The organism is Xanthomonas sp. NCPPB 1754 (assembly GCF_041475725.2).
Classification (GTDB): Bacteria; Pseudomonadota; Gammaproteobacteria; order Xanthomonadales; family Xanthomonadaceae; genus Xanthomonas; species Xanthomonas euvesicatoria.
Genome location: NZ_CM192982.1, coordinates 4050019 through 4071268 on the forward strand (window position 1 = coordinate 4050019; position 21250 = coordinate 4071268).

The 21250-nt window shown below is 65.4% G+C and carries 14 protein-coding genes; all 14 read right to left on the minus strand.

All coding sequences use genetic code 11. The annotated features are described in order from the left end of the window. Positions 1–103: 103 nt before the first annotated feature. Entirely contained in the window at positions 104–448 is a 345-nt protein-coding gene (locus tag ACCQ15_RS17405; protein WP_506187844.1) for a hypothetical protein, read from the minus strand. A 20-nt stretch (positions 449–468) separates the two neighbouring features. Continuing rightward, positions 469–2760: a type II secretion system secretin GspD gene (gspD, locus tag ACCQ15_RS17410; protein ID WP_039418121.1), complete on the minus strand. Its 2292-nt coding sequence runs from the start codon at positions 2758–2760 to the stop codon at positions 469–471. After that, a complete protein-coding gene (xpsN, locus tag ACCQ15_RS17415; RefSeq protein ID WP_029820264.1) occupies positions 2757–3554 on the minus strand; it encodes a type II secretion system protein XpsN in 798 nt (265 codons plus the stop codon). Before xpsN ends, gspD begins: the two co-directional genes overlap by 4 nt. Continuing rightward, positions 3544–4197, minus strand: coding sequence for a type II secretion system protein GspM (gene gspM, locus ACCQ15_RS17420; protein ID WP_005913511.1), 654 nt, complete (start codon positions 4195–4197; stop codon positions 3544–3546). Before gspM ends, xpsN begins: the two co-directional genes overlap by 11 nt. Beyond that, the gene (locus ACCQ15_RS17425) at positions 4181–5302 is read right to left on the minus strand and encodes a PilN domain-containing protein (protein WP_008576220.1); all 1122 of its coding nucleotides are present in this window, start codon (positions 5300–5302) and stop codon (positions 4181–4183) included. The genes gspM and ACCQ15_RS17425 overlap by 17 nt, the downstream gene beginning before the upstream one ends. Then, the gene (locus ACCQ15_RS17430; RefSeq protein ID WP_005913507.1) at positions 5299–6150 is read right to left on the minus strand and encodes a type II secretion system minor pseudopilin; all 852 of its coding nucleotides are present in this window, start codon (positions 6148–6150) and stop codon (positions 5299–5301) included. The genes ACCQ15_RS17425 and ACCQ15_RS17430 overlap by 4 nt, the downstream gene beginning before the upstream one ends. After that, positions 6147–6782, minus strand: coding sequence for a type II secretion system protein J (locus ACCQ15_RS17435; RefSeq protein ID WP_029820267.1), 636 nt, complete (start codon positions 6780–6782; stop codon positions 6147–6149). The genes ACCQ15_RS17430 and ACCQ15_RS17435 overlap by 4 nt, the downstream gene beginning before the upstream one ends. Further along, positions 6779–7195, minus strand: coding sequence for a type II secretion system protein XpsI (gene xpsI, locus ACCQ15_RS17440; RefSeq protein ID WP_029820268.1), 417 nt, complete (start codon positions 7193–7195; stop codon positions 6779–6781). The genes ACCQ15_RS17435 and xpsI overlap by 4 nt, the downstream gene beginning before the upstream one ends. Next, on the minus strand, positions 7192–7701 hold the full coding sequence (gene xpsH, locus ACCQ15_RS17445; RefSeq protein WP_031424347.1) for a type II secretion system protein XpsH: 510 nt from the start codon (positions 7699–7701) through the stop codon (positions 7192–7194). Before xpsH ends, xpsI begins: the two co-directional genes overlap by 4 nt. Positions 7702–7710: 9 nt before the next feature. Next, positions 7711–8142 (minus strand): type II secretion system major pseudopilin GspG, encoded by a 432-nt coding sequence (gene gspG / locus ACCQ15_RS17450; RefSeq protein WP_003490502.1) that lies wholly within the window; start codon positions 8140–8142, stop codon positions 7711–7713. A gap of 270 nt (positions 8143–8412) precedes the next feature. Then, entirely contained in the window at positions 8413–9630 is a 1218-nt protein-coding gene (gene xpsF, locus ACCQ15_RS17455) for a type II secretion system protein XpsF (protein WP_003490504.1), read from the minus strand. A gap of 175 nt (positions 9631–9805) precedes the next feature. Beyond that, positions 9806–11533, minus strand: a complete 1728-nt coding sequence (gene gspE / locus ACCQ15_RS17460; protein ID WP_014091052.1) for a type II secretion system ATPase GspE — start codon at positions 11531–11533, stop codon at positions 9806–9808. A gap of 129 nt (positions 11534–11662) precedes the next feature. Further along, positions 11663–13546, minus strand: a complete 1884-nt coding sequence (locus tag ACCQ15_RS17465; protein ID WP_372380845.1) for a diffusible signal factor-regulated S8 family serine peptidase — start codon at positions 13544–13546, stop codon at positions 11663–11665. Positions 13547–13769: 223 nt separating this feature from the next. After that, positions 13770–20843, minus strand: coding sequence for an ESPR-type extended signal peptide-containing protein (locus tag ACCQ15_RS17470; protein ID WP_372380846.1), 7074 nt, complete (start codon positions 20841–20843; stop codon positions 13770–13772). Positions 20844–21250: the final 407 nt, after the last annotated feature.

Sequence of the window (21250 nt, forward strand, 5' to 3'; positions counted from 1 at the left end):
ACCGAATCCGTGTCTTAAAAGTAATGAAAATTTTATCAAAAATAATTTTACCAACAAGTGATAGTGCCCCTTCCAGGGGCACTATCACTCCTCATCTCAAAAATCACCCTCTAACGTACTGCACACAAGTATAAGCTGCAGTTACCTCATAATAATTGGGGTCGTATGTATTTGGTCGCCACCATTGATAACCAACAAATACACATTCGCCAAAGTTCTTGACCCTAGCATAACCAATAGCATTTAATTGTGCCTTTTCAAGCGCAATCTCTAAAGAGTTCCACCGCGCGGTGCCATAAAAATCTTGATAGACAGGCACGTATGTTTGGGCCAAGCCATTGCCGGAAAAAAAAGAAAACCCAAGCAGAGTAAAACCAAGTCCGAATCTTTTGCCAAGAAACATCGCAAGCCCTCCATTACATCCATTTAAAAACAACCCCTGCATCAATCTCAATCTCAACCTTAATTCTATCTACCCTTCTCAAGTGGCTGCATTGCTTTAAACTTTTGCCCGTACTCATCGGTCAAGTTACGCGCCTCTTGAGGATTCCGCACTATTGACGGAGTGATCAACACAATAACTTCCCTGCGATCCTTGTTTTGTGTCTTACGTCCAAAAAGAGCGCCAACAACCGGCAGCTTGCTCAAGATAGGAAGCCCAGCACTGCCGTCGGAGGTCGAATCGTCAATTAAACCTGCAAGCATAATTGTGTCTCCGTTCTGGACAGCGGCTTCGGTTTTTACCCGGCGAGTATTTATGTCAACATTACATGCAGCGCTATTGACAGTAGTTGTTGACGCTGAAGTGCAAGCTGCGGGGCGCGCACCAGGAGTACTAACCTCTTGGACAATATCAAGAAAAACCATTCCATCCTTAGTGACGCGCGGGCGAACCTTTAAAATAACGCCGGTATCGATATATTGAACTGAAGAAAAACTACTATCACTACCCAATCCCGTATTTATCGATGTCGAATTAATAGGAATTCGAGAACCTACATTGAGTGTAGCCTCTGCATTGTTCCGCACAAAAACTGACGGAGTCTGGAGGAGGCGTAAATTTGTGACACGGTCCAATGCACTAATTATCGCGGCAGCGTTTTTCCCCAGAAAAGTCCAGGCAAGACCATTATTTGTAACGCTACCGGATACATCCCCCCAAATACCTCTACCAGCAGCTGATGGGAGACCAGCACCGCCCGTACCATCTGCGTTTACAGGTGCATTGACTGCATTCTCGAAATACCAGTTAACACCGTATTCCAGCTGACCAGTCAATGTCACTTCAGCGATCTGTGCCTCAATATGGACCTGCATTGGCATCACATCGAGCCGTTCAATCACATCGCGAATGGAGCTCCATGCTTGCGCACTTGAACGTACAAGTAGCGTATTGGTTTCAGCGACTGCAGAAACACCAACTTTGTCGCCTTCGACCTCCAGCGTCACACTACCGTTCTGGTTGGTACTAGGCTGTAGCTGAAGCATGCCGCCGCCACTGCCACTGCTTCCGCCGAAGCTCCCAGAGGTACCCGACTGACTCGAACCATTACTCGTGCCACCTATATCTCCACCTGTGGCGCCACTGCTACTTCCAAGACTTTCATCCCGATCGGCTCCACCGCTGTTATTGCCCAACATATTTACGACACCGCCAGGCACCAAGGTAGGACTGCTACTACCGCCATTGCCACGGCCACCGAACACTTCGGAGAGACGATCGGCCAGGTCCTTGGCCTTGATGTACTTCAGCTCGTAGGAAAACAACCGCACCCCGCCACCGGCGCTGTCGATGCGGTCCAGCCACTGCTGGATCTGGTCCAGGTAACGCGGCTGCGGGGTGATCACCAGCACCGCGTTGGCGTTTTCCAATGGCATGAAACGGAACATGCCGGCGCTGGGCGTCTTGCTCTGTTCCCCGAACACCTTTTCCAGATCGGCAGCGACTTTCTCGGCCTTGCCGGACTGGATCGGGAACACGCCCACCGACATGCCCGACAACCAGTCCACATCGAAGATCTGCACGGTGCGCAGATAGTTTTCCAGCTCGGCGCGAGTGCCGCCCAGGGTAATCACGTTGCGCGCCGGATCGGTGCCGACGATGGCATTCGGGCGGGCGTACGGCTCCAGCACCTTCTTCATTTCGCTGGCGGAGATGAACTTCAACGGCACCACGCGCACCTCGAAGCCGCGCGCAGCCGATGGCGATGCGGTGCTGGGCGCGACGGTGCCGGCCAGCGCCTGGTCGGCCGGCACAATGTTGTAGCGGCCGCCACTGAATACCATGCGGGCGTTGTTCCAGCCCAGCACCATCTCCAGCAGGTTCAGCGCCTGCGCGGGCGACACCGGATTGGGCGTGGCCAAGGTCACGGTGCCCTGCACGCCGGGCGCGATGACGTAGTTCTGGCCGAGCATGTCGCCCAGGATCGCCTTGACCACCGCCTGCACCGATTCGCCTTCGAAATTGAAGGTGGCACTGCCGCTGCTGGCCATGCCCAGCGTGGGCGCCGGCGCGGACGCGGCGCCCTGGTTGATCATGGTGCCGCTGCCGCGCCGGATCACCGGACTGGGCTTGGCACTGGCGTTGGCGTTGCCATCGGCAGCCTGCTCGGCGGCGGTCTGGGTGGCGCCGGCAGCACCGACTTGCGGATCCAGGCGCGCGTTGCGGCGCACGTCCGGCGGCGGAGTGGTGGCGCAACCGGCCAGCAGGCCAATCAGCAGGGACACGGGAAACAGGCGCGGCGTCATGCGTTCACTCATTGGGTCTGACCGGGGGTAGAGCCGCTCTGGCGCTGCTGTTGCAGCTGGCGGCGTCGGGCTTCGATGCGTTCGCGGATGGCACGCATCTGATCGTCGGAGGGGCGTGGGGCTTCCTGCGCGCCATCGCTGCGCTGCGGCGGCACGGTTGGCGGTGTCTGCCCGCCTGGCTGCTGCTGTTGCACCGGCGCGACCGGTTGCGGTTGCGGCGGCTGCGGCGGGGCAAGTGCGGCAGCGTCGGGGGACGGTACCGGCGGGGTGGCAGTGGCGGCACCCCGTGCGGCGGCATTGGCGGTGGGCGGCTGCCCGCCCTGGCCGTTGAACACATGCAATTCCAGGGTTTGCGTGCCGCTGGGGCCTTCGATGGTTGCGCTACGCGGCTGCAGGGCGAGCAGGCGCCAGCCTTTCACCGCTTCGCCGCCCAGCTGCACGCGCACCGAATCCTGCGGGTCCAGGGTCAACGTCGCCATCTTGAAGTTGTCCGTCAGCAGCACGCCGGTCAGGCGTACTGTCGAAGCGGCGCTGCTGCCATCGTTGCCGGACAGGAAGAACGGATGCGGCAGGCGGTCTTCGGCAAACGCCGGGTGCGCGGCGATTTCCGAATATTTCTCGAATGCGCCCAGGCGCTCCGGCGCCGGTGCCGGCAACGTGGGCAGACGCTGCACCAGCGCCGGGTCGTCGGGCAGCAGCTCGACGCGCTTGCCCAGGCCGGCGACGGCCAGCACGCACACCAGCAGCGCCCAACCGACCACGGTGGCCAGCAGCCAGGTGCGCAGGCCGATCATGTCAAGGCGCATTGCTGGCCTCCGCGGCGTTGGGGGCAGCAGGTGCGGCCTCGTTGTTCAGCGGTGCGGCGCTGGCGCCCGGGCGCAGATAGCCGGCCAGCTCGAAGGCGATATCCAGGCCGTTGCCGCTTTCGTTGGGCGAAAGCTGGTAGCGCTGCGCCATCACGTTGAGGTTGTCCACGAACAAGCGCGGCGTGCCGTTTTCCAGGCTGTACAGCACCGAGGCCAGTTCCGGCGTGCCGCAGCGCAGACGCACCTGCACCGCCACGCGGGTGAAGCGGTTCTTGCTCTCCGGCTGCAACGGCGAGCGGTTGCTGATGGCACAGCTGCGGTTGCCAGGGCTGGCCTCCACCACCGCGCGTTCCAGCCGCTGCACCAGCCCGGCGGAGGCGAGTTCGGCCGAGGTTTCCGGCAGGAAGCCCGGGCGGCTTTCCAGCGTCTGCCGCGCCTGCTGCAGCCGCTTGCTGACTTCCGGCGCCTGCTGCAATTGCACGCGCACGCGCAGCTCGCGTTCGCGCAGCGCCTGCAGGTCGTCCTGCACCGCGATCATCGGTTGGGTGAACCATGGGTGCACCAGCACCAGGTAGGCCACGCCGATCACCAGCAACAGCAGGCCCAAAGCGATCCAGCGATCGCGCTTAACGCTGCGTGGCATCGGCCGCCTCCTTCGCATCGGGGCCGGCAAGCTCGGCGGTGATGGTGAAACGGTCGACATTCCGGCCGGCATCGCTCTGCAGCACGCCGGTCAACGACGGCGTACGCCACAACGGCGAGCCTTCCAGACGACGCACCAGCGAAGAGGCTTCGTTGCTCAATCCGATCAACTGCAGTTGCCCGCCTTCGACCGAAAATTTTTCTAGATACGTGCCACCGGGCAGGCGCCGGCTCAGTTCGTCCCAGATTTCGACCGAGGTCGGGCGGGTGGCGCGTTGCTGCTGGAAGAACCGCGCGCCTTCGACCAGGTCCATCAATTGCTGCCGTTCGGCAGCGACCTTGCGCGCGCGCGCGGCGTTGGCCTGCACCTTGGCGCGCAGATCGTCGGCGGCCTGACGGCGGTTGTCGAGCAGCAGCCAGCCGGCAACGGCCAGCAGCACCAGCGCAGAGGCGGCCAGCAACAGGTTCCAGCGCTGCATCGGGTCGCTGCGGCGCAGGCGTCGCGCCGGCGGCAGCAGGTTCACGCCCAACGGCAGGCCATTGGCGTCGGTCACATCGATGCCCGACAGCGCGCTGCTCCATGCGTCCGGCACACCGGCCGGGCCATCGACCATGCGTCGCGGCACCACCACCAGTTCGGCATCGAGCTGGCCGTCTTCGCGCACATCGAGCACGCGCGCATCGAAATACACCTGGTCGGCAGTGAACGGGGTTTGTCGATCGATCTCGAAACGCGCCACGTCCTGCAGGCGCGCCGCTGCCGCTGCGGGCAGGCGCAATGGCCGGCGCAAGGCGTGCGCGGCCGGCAACAGCCAATGCCGCGGCAGGCCTTCAAGCGCTGTCGGCAGCAAGCCATTGACTTCCTGCGGATGCACCGGCCACGGCAGGCTGGCGACGGTGTCGCAGCTGTGATCGCGCTGGCGCAGCAACTGCAGCGTGTCGCCATCCTGTTGCAACAGCAGGCGTGCCTGCGACAGGCCCAACTGCCATTGCCACCGCTGCGGCAGCCAGGCCAGCAGCGATTGTTGCCACCAACGCCAGAAGCCTCCGGCTCCCGGCATGGCGCGTACGCCGATACGACCCAAGGTATCCCGCCATGCGGTCATTGCACTGCTGCTCCCTCTTCCCAACGCAACACGGTATAGGCCGACCCTGGTAATGCGGACGCGCTGGTCGACACCACCGCCCGCAACACGGCCTCGCGTCCCTGACTCAGTCGCGCCCGGCTCTCGATACTATAAGTGTCAGACCCACCGACCGTCGCCTCGCTGCCCGGCAAACCCAGCGGCGCGTCACGCTGGGCCAGCAGTTGCTGCGCGTCCAGCCCCATCGCGGTGAGCACCGGGGCGGGCGCAAAACGCGCTTCAGGCCGCGAACGACCGCTGTACAGCGTGACGTTGGGCAACAGCTTGCGATACAGCTCGCCGTCGATGCCCAACACCAGGCGCAGTTCGCCCAGGGTTTCGAATGGACTGTCTTTTGCGCCATACGGCAGCCCGGCATCGGCGTAATCGCGATCTTCCGCGCCACCGCCGGGCTGGCTCAACGAATCGCCATCGCGCCAATCGACGATGGCACCGGCGATGCGCCCGGCACTGGCCTGCTCGCCGCCCACCGCGCGCACCAGACCGGCGAGCAAGGTGGGCTCGGCCATGTTCAGATCCACCTTGCCGCTTTCATCGGTGATACGAATCTCCACGCTGGCATCGTCCATCTGCCAGCGATAACGTCGGCCGTCCGGGCGCCAGCGTGCCTGGGTGTCGGCATCTTGCAAGCGAAACAATGCGTATTCCAGGCCAGAACGTGCGTACTCCTGCGCCTGCGCGCCGTTGCGCAGCATGCTGCCCTGCAGCGCTTCCACGCGTGCGGTGAGCGCGAACGCACCGATCATCGCGGTAAGCAATGCGATCAACCACAACACCAGCACCAGCGCGGCACCGCGCGAACGACTCATTGCCCTGCCCCCGGGTTGCTGGATTGCGGCAACGCCACCACCATCGGCGGCCATGCGGCATCGTCGCTGCGGATGTCGATGCGCACCATCAGCGGCAGGCGGTCGTGCCATTCCCACTGCGGCAGCCACGCGCTCAGGCGCCCGGTTTGCGGATCCATGCCGCGATACCGAAAACTCACCTGTTGCACGCCTTGGGCAAGGATCTCCGGCGGCAGCGGGCTGCTTTCTTCGATCGACTTGCCGGACTGCAGCATGGTCAAGGCAATCAGCAGGTTGCGCCGATCGCCATCGCCGGCGACCGACAGGTCGTGCAGATACGGCCCGCCGCGTCCCAGGTAATCGGGCACGTCTGCGGCAAAGCGCAGGCGTTGCGGCTCGCCGATGAACAGGATCGGCTGCTGGCTTTGCGTATCGATGCCCATGGCGATCGGCAATGCGGCGGCCAGGCGCCGCCGCAGGAATTCTTCCACCGCACGTACGCGCTCGCTGCGCTGTGCGATCGCTTCGCCGCGCTGACTCACCGCACTGGCCGAGCGCAAGGTGGCAAACGCCAACGCCAACCCACCGACCAGCAACATCGTGGCCAGCAGCACTTCGATCAAGGTGAAGCCTGCGCTGCGCGAACGTCTCATGGCGGGCTGCCCTGCGTGTTGGCCGCCACCAGCCGCAACGTGCGCCATTGCAGCATCTGATTGGGCTGCTCGCCCCAGCGCACCACCAAGGTCAATTGCAGCAGCCGGTGCGCGCCGGGCAACATCGGCGCCTGCGGGTTGCGCCGTGGCTCGTCGTACGGGCGCACGTCCATCGACCAGCGAAAGTGGCCGTTTTCGAACGTGCCTTGTTGCTGCTCGGGCTGCAGCGGCTTGTCGATGCCCTGCACGGCCAGCAGCGACTGCGCGTGCAAGGTGGCGCGCGTGCTTTCATCGGCCGCGCGCACCTGGCGTGCGGCGCCGGACAACGACCCAAGCAACAGGGTCAATGCCAACGCCAGCAGCGCAAAGGCAACGATCACTTCGATCAGGGTGTAACCGCGCTGACGCTTCATGGCGCCGGCGTCCGCAAGGGGCCCGAACGCACCTCACCGGTGATCCAGCCCACGTCCACGCGCCACCGGGCGTCCTTGACCTGCAGATCGATGCGCCCGCCGGTGGACGCACCATCCGGAAAGAACTGGATCGCGCCCTGATCCTGCCGCGATTGCACCTGGCGCGCGCCGGTGAAGCGCACTTCCAGCGACGGCGGCAGATCGCCGTGATGGCCGCCGGGTGCTTCCCAGCGCCGCTGCTGCGGGTCGATCAGAAACCGCTGCGGTGTGCCGGTGGCAATCGCCTGGGTGCGCGTGTAGCGCAGCTGCGAGGCGATGGCCTTGCCGGCAGTGCGCAGGCGCATGCCGTCGATGCCGCCGTTCAATGCTGCGGCAGCAAGCACGCCGGCTATTGCGATCAACGCGATCACCAGCAGCATCTCCAGCAACGAGGTGCCACGCGCGCGTGCCCGACCAGGGCCGACCACTCCATGCCGATGACGCAACGGCTGACACGCAACGCGCATGGCGAGCGCTTATTGGTACTTGATGTCCGCGTCGTAACTGCTGCCACCGGGCTTGCCGTCCTTGCCCAGGCTGATCAGATCGAACGGCTGACCGTCGCCGGGCGCGCGGTATTCGATGGCGTGGCCCCATGGGTCGTTGAGTTCGGCCGGCTTGGCATACGGGCCCAGCCAACCGCTGCTGTCGCCGGGCTGGGTGACCAGGTCATCGAGTTTGCTCGGCAACTTGCCGGTGTCGAGCTGGAAATTCTCGATCTTGCCGGCCAGCGTCTGGATCTGCGACTTGGCAAGATTGGCCTTGCCGCGATCGGCACCGCCCAGCACGCGGCTGCCGACCAGCGTGAGCACCGCACCGATCAGCACGATGACGATGATGATTTCCAGCAAGCTCATACCGGCCTGGCCTGCGCGCGACGGACTGCGGGTGATGGAACGCTTGATCATGAACGATTTCCTTGCACGTCGATGAAGGATGCTGCCGCCAACACATGACACGGCGGGCATTGCAAAGGTTCCCGCATGAGTGTCGTGCGGTCACCGGAACGTTGTGGTGAATACGCTGCCCGGTCAAGCGCGTGGCTGACAGGGCATTGCGCGCGCTTGGCCCTTGGACGCGGCACACGCGCGGGATGTGCAGTGTACGAGCGCGCCATGCCGATTCCGAGCAGCGGCTGTGCCCAAGTGAAGACTGCACCGTTGCGCAGAGCTCCGCTCTCAGCCGATTGCATTGGTGAGGTCATACAGCGGGACCAGGACCGAAATGATGACAAGCCCCACCACCGAGGCCAGCACCAGCGTGATGAACGGCACCAGCGCGGCCAGTGCGCGGTCGATGGCCTGCGCGGTTTCCAGCTCGAAGGTGTCGGCGGTCTTGAGCAGCATCGTGTCCAATGCGCCGGATTCTTCGCCCACCTGGATCATCTGCAGCGCCAGCCGCGGAAAGCGCTTGCCGCGTGCCAGCGACATCGACAGGCCATGGCCGTTCTTGACGTCGTCGGCCGCATTGGCAACATCCTCCACCAACGCCAGATTGGACATGACGTTGCGCGCGATGCCGATCGCCGCCAGCAACGGCACGCCATTGCGCAGCAAGGTGCCCAGGGTGCGCGTCAGGCGTGCGGTTTCCAGCCGGGCGATCAGGCTGCCGACCACCTTCTGGCGCAGCAGCCATTGGTCCAGCGATGCACGGAACGCGGCATTGCGACGCTTGCGATCCAGCCACAGCCCCAGCACGCCCGGCACGACGATCAGCACGATCCACCAGTCGCGCACCAGCAGGCCCACGCTCAACACCGCCTGGGTAAACCATGGCAATGCCACATCCAGGCTTTCGTACATCTGCGCAAATTGCGGCACCACGTAACCGAGCAGGAACAGCAACGCACAGCCCACCACCGCCAGCAGGATGGCCGGGTAGATCAGCGCGTTGATCACCTTGCCCCTGAGCGCACGGCTGCGCTCCAGATAATCGGCCAGCCGCTGCAGCGTGTCCTGCATGCTGCCGCCAGCTTCGCCGGCGCGCACCATATTGATGTACAGCTTGGAAAACAGCCCGTGCTGGCGCTCGAGTGCGGACGACAACGGCGCACCGCCGCGCACGGTATCGCGCACATCGCCGATCACCCGCCGGCTTTTTTCGTCTTCGGGCAGATCCATCAGAATCGACAGCGCACGGTCCAGCGGTTGCCCCGCGCCGATCAACGTGGCCAGTTGCTGGGTGAATTGCACCAGCGCCGCATTGTCGAACGGCTTCTTGCGCAGCAGCATGCGCAGCGACGGCGAATCGTTTTCGCCGGTGGCCAGGCGCGTTTCCACCGGCAGATGGCCTTGTTCCTGCAGACGCAACGCCACCTCGGCATCGCTGGCCGCTTCCATCTGGCCGTCGAGCATTTCGCCGTGGGCGTCCAGAGCCTTGTAACGGTAGAGGGGCATCAGGCTGGGAGGCCGGGATTGGGGAATCGGGAATCGGGATTCGGGAAAAGCACATCGCTGCGTATTGGCGACATCGCGCACGCATCGCTGTCCACGCACAGCAGAGCCAGCGGGTGGCTGTGCTGGCGGTTCGTTGGTCCGGTGCCTGCCAGGCGTGTTTCTGCCGCCTTACCGATCACGCATCCTCCGTGACGCGCAGGACTTCTTCGATCGTGGTTTCGCCGCGCAGGGCCTTGGACAGCCCATCTTCGTACATGGTGCGCATGCCGGCCTGGCGGGCGAGTTGTTCGATTTCGCCCATGCCGGCACGGCGCATGACCGCACGGCGCAATTCGTCGTTCATCACCAGGAATTCGACGATGGTGGTGCGGCCCAGATAACCGGTGGGCGCGGTGGCCGAGGGTCGCGGGCGATACAGGAAGATCTCGCCCTCCGGTTGCAGGCGACGCAGGTCGAACCTGGCGATTTCTTCCGGCGAGGCGGCGTAGCGCTCGGCGTTGGCCAGGTCGAGTTTGCGCACCAGGCGCTGCGCCAGGATGCCGTTGATGGTGGAGGTGAGCAGATAATCCTCCACGCCCATGTCGAGCAGACGGGTGATGCCGCCGGCCGCGTTGTTGGTATGCAGCGTGGACAGCACCAAGTGGCCGGTGAGCGCGGACTGGATCGCGATGCGTGCGGTTTCCAGGTCGCGCATTTCGCCGATCATGATGATGTCCGGATCCTGACGCACGATGCTGCGCAATGCGTTGGCGAAATCCAGCCCGATCTGCGGCTTGGCCTGGATCTGGTTGATGCCTTCGATCTGGTATTCCACCGGGTCTTCGACAGTGATGATTTTCACATCCGAGGTGTTGAGCTGGCTCAACGCGGTGTACAGCGTGGTGGTCTTGCCCGAGCCGGTGGGGCCGGTGACCAGCATGATGCCGTGCGGTTGCTCCAGCACCTTGCGGAACTGCGGCAAGAAGTCTTCGGTAAAGCCCAGCTTGTAGAAGTCGAACACCACCGTTTCGCGATCCAGCAGGCGCATCACCACGCTTTCGCCATGCGCGGTGGGCACGGTGCTGACGCGCAGGTCCAGCTCCTTGCCCTGCACGCGCAGCATGATGCGGCCGTCCTGCGGCAGGCGGCGCTCGGCGATGTTGAGCTTGGCCATGATCTTGATGCGGCTGATGACTGCAGCAGTGAGCTTGGCCGGTGGGCTTTCGCCTTCCACCAGCACGCCGTCCACGCGGTAACGCACCTTGAGCCGGCTTTCGAACGGTTCGATATGGATGTCGGAGGCGCGCAGTTCCACCGCGTGCTGGATCACCAGGTTCACCAGCCGGATCACCGGCGCTTCGGAGGCCAGATCGCGCAGCGCTTCGATGTCGTCGCTGCTGTTGGCATCGCCATCGGCGGTTTCCACGATGGTGCCCATCGCACTGCGGCCCTGGCCGTACCAGCGCTCGATCAGGTCATCGATTTCCGAACGCAGGCCCACCTGCAACAGCAACGTGCAGCCGGTGGCAAGACGCACCGCATCAATGGCGTAATCGTCGTAAGGATCGGCGATCCACAGCTCCAGCCGGCCATCGCGTTCGCCGACCGGGCACAGATGAAATTGCTTGAGAAAGCGCAGCGACAACCCCTGTACTTCCGGCAGCATTTCCGGCGGCGTGTCGCCGAGCTGGCGTGCGTCCACCAACGGCAAGCCAAGCACATCGGCGCAGGTTTCTGCATGATCGCGTTCGGACACCAGACCCAAACGGCCGAGCAAGGCGAGCAGGCCCATGCCGGATTCGGCCTGCAATTGGCGCGCGCGCAGCAGATCGGTGTCTTTCAGACGACGGCGTTCAAGCAGCGCATCGACGATGCGCGTCTCCGCACTTCGATGCTCGATTGGATCGACGGCAACCGCGTTCACACTCGTCTCCACTGGTCCGGCGCCGACTGTAGCAGTTTGCCGCGACGATCAACCGCACGCATTTGAAACGCCCTGAAAAACAATGCCCCCGGCGATTGGCCGGGGGCATCGGTCACACTATTTCGCTACTTACTGTCGTGCAACGAGCGTCAGCTTCGCGTAGCTCGCCGCGCCGACCAACTTGATGTAGTAAGTGCCGGCCTTGGGGACAGTGAAACGCACGGTTTCGCTGTTGCCCGGACGGGTCGACTTGGCGTCGTATCTTGTGGCGCTGGGCTCGGCCTCGAAGCTGACGTACATCGACACATCGCCGGTGCCGCCGTAGGTCATGAAGCTGAGCACGGCGCCGGCCTTGGCCTCGAAGCTGTACAGCGTGGAGCTGCCGGCGGTACCGCTCAATCCAGCAACAGGCGCCTTGTTGGTGAGCGCAATGGCGCTCGGCGCGCAGCTCTCGGTGGCCGGGTCGCACGGCTCCTCCAGCACGGCTTCCAGCGCGGCCTTGGCGTCGACGATACCGCTGCCGATCGGGGTGCTGGCCGGCGGAGTCACCGGGAAGGGGCGACTGGTCTGCTTGAGCAGCGCTTCGACCGCAGCCGGGGTCAGCGGGCCATCGCCCAGACCGATGGCCGCGCTCTGCACCAGCGCCACGACGCCGGCCACGTGCGGCGAGGCCATCGAGGTGCCGCCTAGACCCATATAGGTATAGCTACCGGAGGTCGGCGTGGTCGCACCGGTGTACCCGGCCTGCCAGACGTAACCGCCCGGATTGCCGTCCACGCTACCGCCGCCGCCCGGGCCAGAGAGGTCGACCTTGCTGCCGTAGTTGGAGTAGTAGGCGATGCCACCGGTAATGCGCGTGGCGCCAACGGTGATGGTGTTGTTGCAGCTGGCCGGCGAATGGTTGGCCGCATCTTCGCTGCTGTTGCCGGCTGCGACCACGACGGTGGTGCCGCGCGACACCGCGCCATTGATCGCCAGCTGGGTGGCCGAATCGCAGGGCTCGCCGCCCCCGAGGCTCATGTTGATCACTTCGGCCGGATTGGTGTTGGCCGGCACGCCGTCGACGCTGCCGCCGGAGGCCCACACGATCGCATCGGCGATGTCGGAGGTGTAGCCGCCGCAACGGCCGAGCACGCGCACCGGCAGGATGGTCGCCTTCGGCGCGACGCCCGCCATGCCCACCCCGTTATTGGTCGCCTCGGCCACGGTGCCCGCAACGTGGGTGCCGTGCCAGGAACTTTCCTGCGCCTGCGAGCCCGCGTAGCAGACGTTGTCGGCCTCTTCCCAGTCGCCGTAATCGAGTGCGCCCGGCACGCGCGCATCGGTGGGACGACGCGAGACTTCGGCGTCGGTGATGAAGTCGTAGCCCTGCAGGAGATTGCCGGCAAAATCGGGGTGATCCGGCAGGATGCCGGTATCCAGCACCGCCACCACCACGCCTGCGCCCTGCGACAGATCCCAGGCGCCCGGTGCGTTGATGCCGCCGTTGGGGTTGCTCAGGTGCCACTGGTACTGGGCGTAGAACGGGTCGTTGGGAACCAGCTGCGGGCTCACGTCGGTGGCAGGAAGGCTTTTGCTGATGTCGATCGGGCGCAGCATGCGGTCGATCTGCACGTCGGCCACGGATGGGTCGTTCTTGAGCTCGACCACCACCTTGTCCACCTGCGCGGCGGTCAGCGTGCTGGACAGCTTGATCAGGTCCGAGCCGATGCCCAGCTTGCGCACATACGTCGCCTTGGCGGCGGCAGCGCTGCTGCGCGCGCCGGTACTGGCGCCAACGCGGCCCACCGCGGCCTGCACGGCGCTCAGCTTGCTGCTGCGATCGGTTGCAGCGGCGGTATTGTCCTTGTAGCGCACGATCAACCGGCTACCGAACGCTGCGCCGGCCGGGGCTGCCTGGGTCGGTTCCTTGACCAGCAGTTTGGGGGCGGCAGCGAGCGTGCCAGAGGCACCGAGGGCCATCATCAGGATGGCGCCGGTCAGCGGGTTGAGACGGAAATTCTTGTCGATCACGGTGAAGTCCTCTTCGTATTTTTCGTGAATCAGGCTTGGCGCAGCCGGCGCAATCGCTGCGTAGCCGCGGTGCGGTGCGCTGCGTCCTTGTCGGCCACCCCTGGTACGGCCATCACTCCATGCGAATCCGTTGGCCGGCCCAGCCACGGTCCTTGCCCGCCCCCTCAGGCCTTGCAGATCGCGACGGCGCACCTGGCGCCGCCGCGCTTGATGCGAGAACGCCTTACCAGCCGAAACCGGCACCCACGCCGATCGAGCTGTCGTCGCCGCTGAGTGCGCCGCCCACGGTGAGGGTGGCGCGCGGGCTGATCGCACGCTGGTAGCCCACCGACAACGCCGACTCGCCGTTCTGGAAACCGACACCGGCACCGATGCGGTTCTGCGAGGCGATACCGGCCACGCTGGCGGACATGTTCAACATCGCCGAGCTCATCGCGCCCTGGCGATCCAGGCGACGGTTCTGCCGGCGCAGGCGGTCTTCGATATCGCCCTGGTAGCTTTCGAAGCTGTCGGCCATCGCGTTGTAGCGGCTGTCGGTGTAGCTGTTGGCGGCGGCAACGCCGCTGTCCAGCTGGCCCTTGTTGACCGCATCGGTGGCACGCGTACCGGCCGCCACATTGGCCACCTGACGCTCGCCGCCCACGCTGCCCACCGACACCGTGTTGGCACGGTCGGCAACCGAACCCTGGCCCAGTGCCACGGCGCCTTGTGCCGTGGCGCGGGCGCCCTGGCCGATCGCCGTGCCCGACGCGGCCGTCACCTGCGCGCCTTCGCCCATCGCCACGGCATTGGTCGCCACCGCCGCGATCTGCGTGTTGGCACCCACCGCCGTACTGCCGTCGGCATTGACGCGTGCATTGCTGCCGATGGCGGTGTCGTTGGGACCATGCGCATACGCGCTGCCGCCAATTGCAGTACCGGTGACGTGGTTGGCCACTGCTGCCGTCCCCACTGCCGTGGACGTGGCCGCCGGCGTGATGCTGCCGTCCACAGCAGCGGTGGGCGTGCCCTGCACAGCGGCCGTTGCATTGCCCGTAGTGCTGGCGACATTGCTGGACATATCGCTGACCGCAGTCGCCGCCACTGCCGGCACCGTTGCGGTGCGCAGCGATGCGGTGCGTGCGGCGGTGCTGGTCGGCGTGCTGCCACTGCGTGCATCCAGCTCGCTGACCTTGCTGTCCAACGCCGTCAGTGCCGCACCGACATTGTTGTAGCTGGCCCCCTGAATCACGTAGGTCGGCGCAACAAATACGCCTTGCGCACCGATCGCCGCACCGCCGCCGAGGAAGCTGGCCGCATTGCTCAACGACTGGAACAACTGGCCGCCATTGATCGCATCGGTGCTGGCACTGGCAATCGTGCCCGCACCCACATTGACGATACGGCGCGTGGCCGGGCCGCCGCGGCCATTGCCGCTGCCCACCGACACCGTATTGGCATCGTAGGTGCGCGAGCCCGAGCCCAATGCCACCGAATCGGCACCGCTGGCGCCAGCGTTGGCACCCAGTGCCACGGCATTGCTGCCGCTTTCGCGGACGAAGGAGTTGTAGCCCAGCGCAACGCCGTTTTCGCCGATGGAATTGGTCTGCCGGCCCATCGCGGTGCTGTTCACGCCGCTGGCGCTGCTATCCACACCCATTGCGCTGGCACCGGTGGCCGAGGCACGGCTGCCGGAGGCAACCGCCACGCTGCGTGCGCCACTGGCGGTGGCGCCGGCACCTGCCGCCGTGGCGCGATCGCCAGTGGCCGAGGCCACGCCGTCGCCGGTGGTCTTGAGCATGCCGCTGGTGGTCTGCACATCGGCCGCCAGTGCATCCAGTTGCCCCTTGTTGACCGCGTCGGTGGCCGCCTGGCCGGCGCTGACGTTGACGATGCGGCGCGTGGCCGGACCACCGCGGCCATTGCCGCTACCGATCGACACCGTGTCGGCTTCGTAGGTGCGCGAGCCAGACCCCAGTGCCACCGAATCGGCACCGGTCGCACCCGCATTGGCACCCAGTGCCACGCCGTTGACCGCGCTCTGGCGCACGAACGAGTTGTAGCCCACCGAGACTGCATTTTCGCCGATGGCATTCACCTGACGACCGACGCCGGTGCTGTTGATGCCGGTCGCCGACGCATCCACGCCAACCGCACTGGCGCCGACCGCATCGGCGCGGCTGCCGCCGCCCAATGCCAGGGTGTTGTCTGCAAGCGCCGCTGCGCTCTGGCCCAAGGCGCTGGCATTGACGCCGTCGGCATAGGTATTCCAGCCGATGGCGGTGGTGTAGTCCGCGGTGGCCCAGGCACCGGCACCGAATGCCGCTGCGCCCGTGCCGGAGGCACGTGCCGGGATGAACCCGAAGAACGTGCTGCCGCCCACGGCCACGCTCTCGTCGCCAGTGGCTTCGCTGAATTCGCCGACGGCGACGGCGCTGGCACCGGAGGCCAACGCAACGGCGCCGACGGCGGTGCTGTAATCGCTCGACGCGACCGCGCCATAGCCCAGTGCCGACGACAGGCGGCCGGTCGATTCGCTGTAACCACCGAAGGCGGCGCTACCGACATTGGATGCGGTACTGCGGAAACCCGCAGCGATGGCCTGATTGTCGGACGCCACCGCTTCGCTGCCCAGCGCTGTGGTGTAGGTCGAAATCGCCTGCGCGCTTGCACCATTTGCCGTGGCGCCGATATCGCTGGCCAACGCGTTGCTGCCGACCGCGCTGCTGTTTTCGCCCAGCGCCTGGGCATTGCTGCCCAGCGCTGCCGCGCCGGTGCCGCCAGCCAATGCGCCCACGCCCACGGCCGTGGCGTTCTCCACCACGGCCTGCGCGCCCGCACCCAATGCGGTGGTGCCGGTACCGGTGGCATTGGCACCCTCGCCTGCCGCCAGCGCGTTATCGCCCTCGACGTAGGCACCTGCATCGCTATCGGCGCTGCCGCTGGCCTGGAAGTATTTGCTCGTGGCTGCGCCGGCTTCGGCAACGGCGTTGAGCTGGTCCAGATTCACCGCGTCGGTGCCCTGCGTGCCGGCCGCCACGTTGGTGATCTGACGCTCGTTGCCGGCACTGCCCACCGACACCGCGAAGTCGCGATCGGCCACCGAATCGGCACCGAGCGCCACGCTGCTTTCGCCGGTGGACTCGGCAAAATTACCCAGCGCCGTGCTGTTGAGACCCGGCGCCCACGCCGCGCCACCAACGGCAGTGGAGTAATCGCCGGAGGCTTCGGTCGGCAACAGACCGAGCAAGGCGCCGCCCACCGACACGCTGTGGTAGCCGCTGGCCACACTGCCCTGGCCGGCGGCAACACTGTAGGCTCCCGTGGCGGCCGCATCGCCGCCCACGGCGACGGTATTGGAGCCGCTGGCAGTGCTGAAATTACCCAGCGCGGTGCTGTTGAAACCGCTGGCGCTGGAATACCCACCCAAGGCAGTGGAGTAGTTGGACGTCGCCTCGGCACCGAAACCGAACGCCGCGGCGCTGGTGCCGTTGGCAACGCTCTCCGCGCCGACGGCGGTGGCCGATTCGCCGCTGGCGCTGGCGAAATAGCCCATCGCGGTGGATTCGCTGCCCTGCGCTTCGCTCAGTGCGCCAACTGCCAGCGCGCCATCGCCATACGCACCGGCGGCGGCGCCGAGTGCGGTGCTCTGCGCACCGGCCGCTTCGCTTTCGCCCCCCACGGCCACGGCATAGTCGCCGCTGGCCTGGCTGAAGGCGCCATTGGACACGCTGCCAAAGCCGCTGGCCGCTGCGTTGTAACCGGCCGCATTGGCGTATTGCGCAGTGGCGCTGGCGCCGCTGCCGATGGCCACCGCACCGATGGCCGTGGCCTGGCTGCTGGACCCGAACGCGCTGCTGTAATCGCCGTCGGCCGTGGCATTGGAGCCGGCGGCGGTCGCGTCTTCGCCCTGCGCATCGGCGGTGCCGGTGCCGGTGCCGGCGTACAGGCGCGCGGTTTTTTCAGCGGCGCCAGCCACGGCGTTGAGCTGGTCCAGGTTCACCGCATCGGTGCCCTCGGTGCCGGCCGCAACATTGGCAATCTGCCGCTCGGTTCCGGCTGCACCCACCGACACCGTGTTGGCGCGATCGGCGAGCGAACCTGCACCCAGCGCAACGCTATCGTCGGCAACTGCCACCGCACCGCTGCCGAGGCCCATGCTCCGCGTGCCCGAGGCGTTGGATTGCCAGCCCAACGCGACGCTCTCGACACCAGGCGCATAGGACTGGCCGCCAATCGACGTGGCGCTTGTACCCGTCGCAAGGGCGTAAGTGCCCAGGGCGACCGAATAATAGTTGTCTGCCTGCGCATTTGCGCCCAGTGCCACCGACGAATCGTAGATTGCCCGCGCATTTGCGCCCAACGCCGTGCTGTCGCCACCATCGGCCACACTTTCGGTACCGATCGCGGTGTCGCGATCCATGCGCGCCACGCTTTCAACACCGATCGCCGTCGTTCCACGCCCACTGGCAACGCTGGACCCGCCAACGGCCGTGCTGAAATATCCCGACGCCATGCTGTCGCCACCCAGCGCGGTGGCGTAGAAATCAGCGGCACGGCTGTTGTTCCCCACTGCCGTGGCAGAGTAGGCACTGGCGCTGGCATAGCCGCCAATGGCCGTGGAGTACGCATCGGCTTGGCTGCCTGCGCCGAGCGCAATGCCCTGGTCGCCTTCAGCCTGCGCTTCCCAACCCAGCGCAATGCTCTCATCGCCGGTCGCCCTGGATTGGCCGCCGAGCGAAATGGCACGAGGACCATATGCATTTGCGTAGGTGCCCACCGCAATCGAGCCGGTATCGGCCGCAGCCGCATTCGCGCCCACTGCCGTGCTGTTGTCACCGTAGGCGAGACTTTCGGTACCGATGGCGGTACCACCGTCACCCCACGCCACACTGGCAAAACCCAGCGCGGTCGATGCAGTTCCATTGCCGATGGTTTCGTAGCCGATCGCCGTTGCACCGCGCCCATTGGCGATGCTGGTGCCGCCCACGGCGGTGCTGAAATATCCCGATGCGTTGCTGTCGCCGCCGAGTGCGGTGGCGTAGTCATCGCCGGCACTGCTGTTGAAACCGACCGCAGTGGCATTGGCGATGCTGGCGTTGGCATTGCTGCCGACGGCCGTGGTGCCCAGCGCAGAGGCCTGACTGTTCGCACCGAGCGCAATGCTGTCATCGCCCGACGCGTTGCTGGCGCCGCCCAGCGCAACGGTGCGCTCGCCGAAGGCGCTGCTGTTTGCGCCGATCGCCGTGGATGCAGTGCCGCCGGCCGCGGCATTGGCGCCGAAAGCAGCGCTGTCGGCACCGAAGGCCACGCTTGCACCACCCACGGCGGTACTGGTGTCGCCGAATGCCACGCTACCCACACCCAGTGCCGTGGCGTCCGCGCCATTGGCGATGCTCTCGTAACCCAGCGCCGTCGCGCCGCTGGCGGTGGCCTGGCTCGCGCCGCCCACTGCGGTGCTGGCATCGCCCGAGGCGCTGCTGTTGCCGCCAAGCGCCGTGGTGTTCTGTGCCACCGCAGTGCTGTTGAAGCCGACTGCCGTGGCGTTGTCGGTGGTGGCATTGGCGCCACTGCCAACGGCAGTTGCACCCTGCGCAGATGCCGCGCTGCTGGAACCCAGCGCGGTGCTGTAGTCGCTGTCGGCCAATGCGTTGGAACCGGCAGCGACGCTGTCGATGCCTTGTGCGATCGCAACGCCATCGCCGGTTGCGACGAAGGAGCGCGCAGTGGTGGACGCAACATCGGACACCGCAGTGAGCTGATCGAGATTCACCGCATCGGTGCCCTCGGTACCTGCCGCCACATGGGTGATCTGGCGCTCTGCGCCATCGGCACCCACCGACACGGTATTGGCGCGCGTGGCGACCGAGTTGGCGCCCAACGCCACCGAATTGGCGCCGCGGGCAGTGCTGTAATAGCCCAGCGCCGTGCTCAGTTCGCCGCTGGCCCACGATTCCGGACCCACGGCAGTTGCGCCTTCGCCCGGTGCATACGCGAAGTAGCCCACGGCGGTGGCTTCGGTGCCGGAGGCTTCGCTGAGCGTGCCCACTGCCGTGGTGTAGGCGCCTGATGCGATCGCACCGGCGCCGAGCGCGGTGGAGGCTTCGCCGCTGGCCTGGGTCTGCACGAAGAAGCCCAGACCCGGGATGTAATCGACCGGACCACCGACCGCGGTGCTGCTGGTGCCGCTGGCGCTGGTCTGCGTGCCCACGGCGGTGGCGTAATCGCCTGCCGCATTGGCCACCGCACCGAACGCGGAAGACTGCGTACCGGCCGCATAGGCACCGACGCCGAACGACGAGGCGGCGAAACCATCGGCATTGGCGCTGGCGCCGACTGCGGTTCCGCCGACGCCGGCACTGGTGGCGCCGGTGGTAACCGGCACGCCGCCGTTGGTGACCAACGGCTCGCCGTCTTCGTCCACGGCAGCGCCGCCCACCGCCACGCTCGCCGGACCATTGGCCTGTGCGTTGTGACCGAATGCTGCGCTGTTCTGCCCGGAGGCCAGCGCGTTTGCGCCCACCGCAGTGGCGTTGTTGGCTACCGCATTGGCACCGGTTCCCAGTGCCGTGGTCGCCGTGCCGACGGCATTGGCGCCGTCGCCGGCAGCCAGGGCGCTGTCGCCGTCGACATACGCGCCCACGCTGTCTTCGCCCGGAGAGGCCTTGAAGAACAGCGCGGTGTCTTCGGCCACATCGGCCACGTCGCGCAATTGCGCCACGTTGACCGCATCGGTGGCATTGACGCCGGCAGTGACGTTGGTGATGCGGCGCGTGGCCGGGCCACCGCGACCATTGCCGCTGCCCACTGACACCACGTCGTCTTCGTGGGTGCGCGAGCCTGCGCCCAGCGCCACCGAATTTGCGCCGGTCACGCCGGCATTGGCGCCGAGCGCCACGCCGTTTTCGCCGCTCTGGCGCACGAAACTGTTGTAACCGATGGCCACGGCGTTTTCGCCGATCGCATTGGTCTGGCGACCGATCGCGCTGCTATTGACGCCACTGGCGCTGCTGTCGGCGCCGGTGGCCACGGCACCGGTGGCGCTGGCATGGCTATTGGCGCCGATGGCGGTGGCCTTGCTGGCCGGCGCCGCGGCGCCGCGGCCTACTTCCACCGATTGCGCATTGGCAGGAAGCGGCGTGGCCAATCCGGCGCCACCCAGCGCAAGGGCGATGGCGGCGGCCAGTGCCAGGCTCTGGCGGCGATCGATGAATGCGGCTGAGGCCACCGCTCCGGGGCTGTCGCCGCTGGCCAATTCCGAGGCTACGGCCCACACGCCAAGCGATTTGTTCCAGACCTTGCGATAAATCCGATTCATCGACGCACGACTCCTGAGTTGTTGGACTGGTTTTTGTGGCGAACACCCGGCGGCAGAAGGCGTTCCAGCCTGCAGTGACCGCAGTGATTCGCGCCATGGGCCTTGCGGCGGAGCGGCTTGCGCCTGCTTCCTGGATAGTCAAAAAGTGAACGCTACCCAACCATAGAACTGAGCGGAGTGTTAACAGCCGTCATTTCGGGCGTCAAGTTTTTGACAGAAAGCGAAGAGAAGTGCGCGATTGATCACACTTCGGCTTGCTTTTATTAGATTTTTGATAAATCTTTGGAAAACAGCGACCTAGATCATGTCCTTCGAGACATTTCAGGGCTGAATAGGCGGTACTGGAAAAGACAAAAAAACCCGCTGGCAGGACGCCAGCGGGCTTGGTTGCGCAAAATGCAGGGGTG

Excerpts from the sequence above, each read along its gene's own strand:
- ACCQ15_RS17470 (WP_372380846.1), bottom strand. The coding sequence starts at position 20,843 with ATGAATCGGATTTATCGCAAGGTCTGGAACAAATCGCTTGGCGTGTGG.
- xpsH (WP_031424347.1), bottom strand. The coding sequence starts at position 7,701 with ATGCGCGTTGCGTGTCAGCCGTTGCGTCATCGGCATGGAGTGGTCGGC.
- gspM (WP_005913511.1), bottom strand. The coding sequence starts at position 4,197 with ATGCCACGCAGCGTTAAGCGCGATCGCTGGATCGCTTTGGGCCTGCTG.
- ACCQ15_RS17435 (WP_029820267.1), bottom strand. The coding sequence starts at position 6,782 with ATGAGACGTTCGCGCAGCGCAGGCTTCACCTTGATCGAAGTGCTGCTG.
- xpsN (WP_029820264.1), bottom strand. The coding sequence starts at position 3,554 with ATGCGCCTTGACATGATCGGCCTGCGCACCTGGCTGCTGGCCACCGTG.
- gspD (WP_039418121.1), bottom strand. The coding sequence starts at position 2,760 with ATGAGTGAACGCATGACGCCGCGCCTGTTTCCCGTGTCCCTGCTGATT.
- gspG (WP_003490502.1), bottom strand. The coding sequence starts at position 8,142 with ATGATCAAGCGTTCCATCACCCGCAGTCCGTCGCGCGCAGGCCAGGCC.
- ACCQ15_RS17425 (WP_008576220.1), bottom strand. The coding sequence starts at position 5,302 with ATGACCGCATGGCGGGATACCTTGGGTCGTATCGGCGTACGCGCCATG.
- ACCQ15_RS17430 (WP_005913507.1), bottom strand. The coding sequence starts at position 6,150 with ATGAGTCGTTCGCGCGGTGCCGCGCTGGTGCTGGTGTTGTGGTTGATC.
- xpsI (WP_029820268.1), bottom strand. The coding sequence starts at position 7,195 with ATGAAGCGTCAGCGCGGTTACACCCTGATCGAAGTGATCGTTGCCTTT.
- xpsF (WP_003490504.1), bottom strand. The coding sequence starts at position 9,630 with ATGCCCCTCTACCGTTACAAGGCTCTGGACGCCCACGGCGAAATGCTC.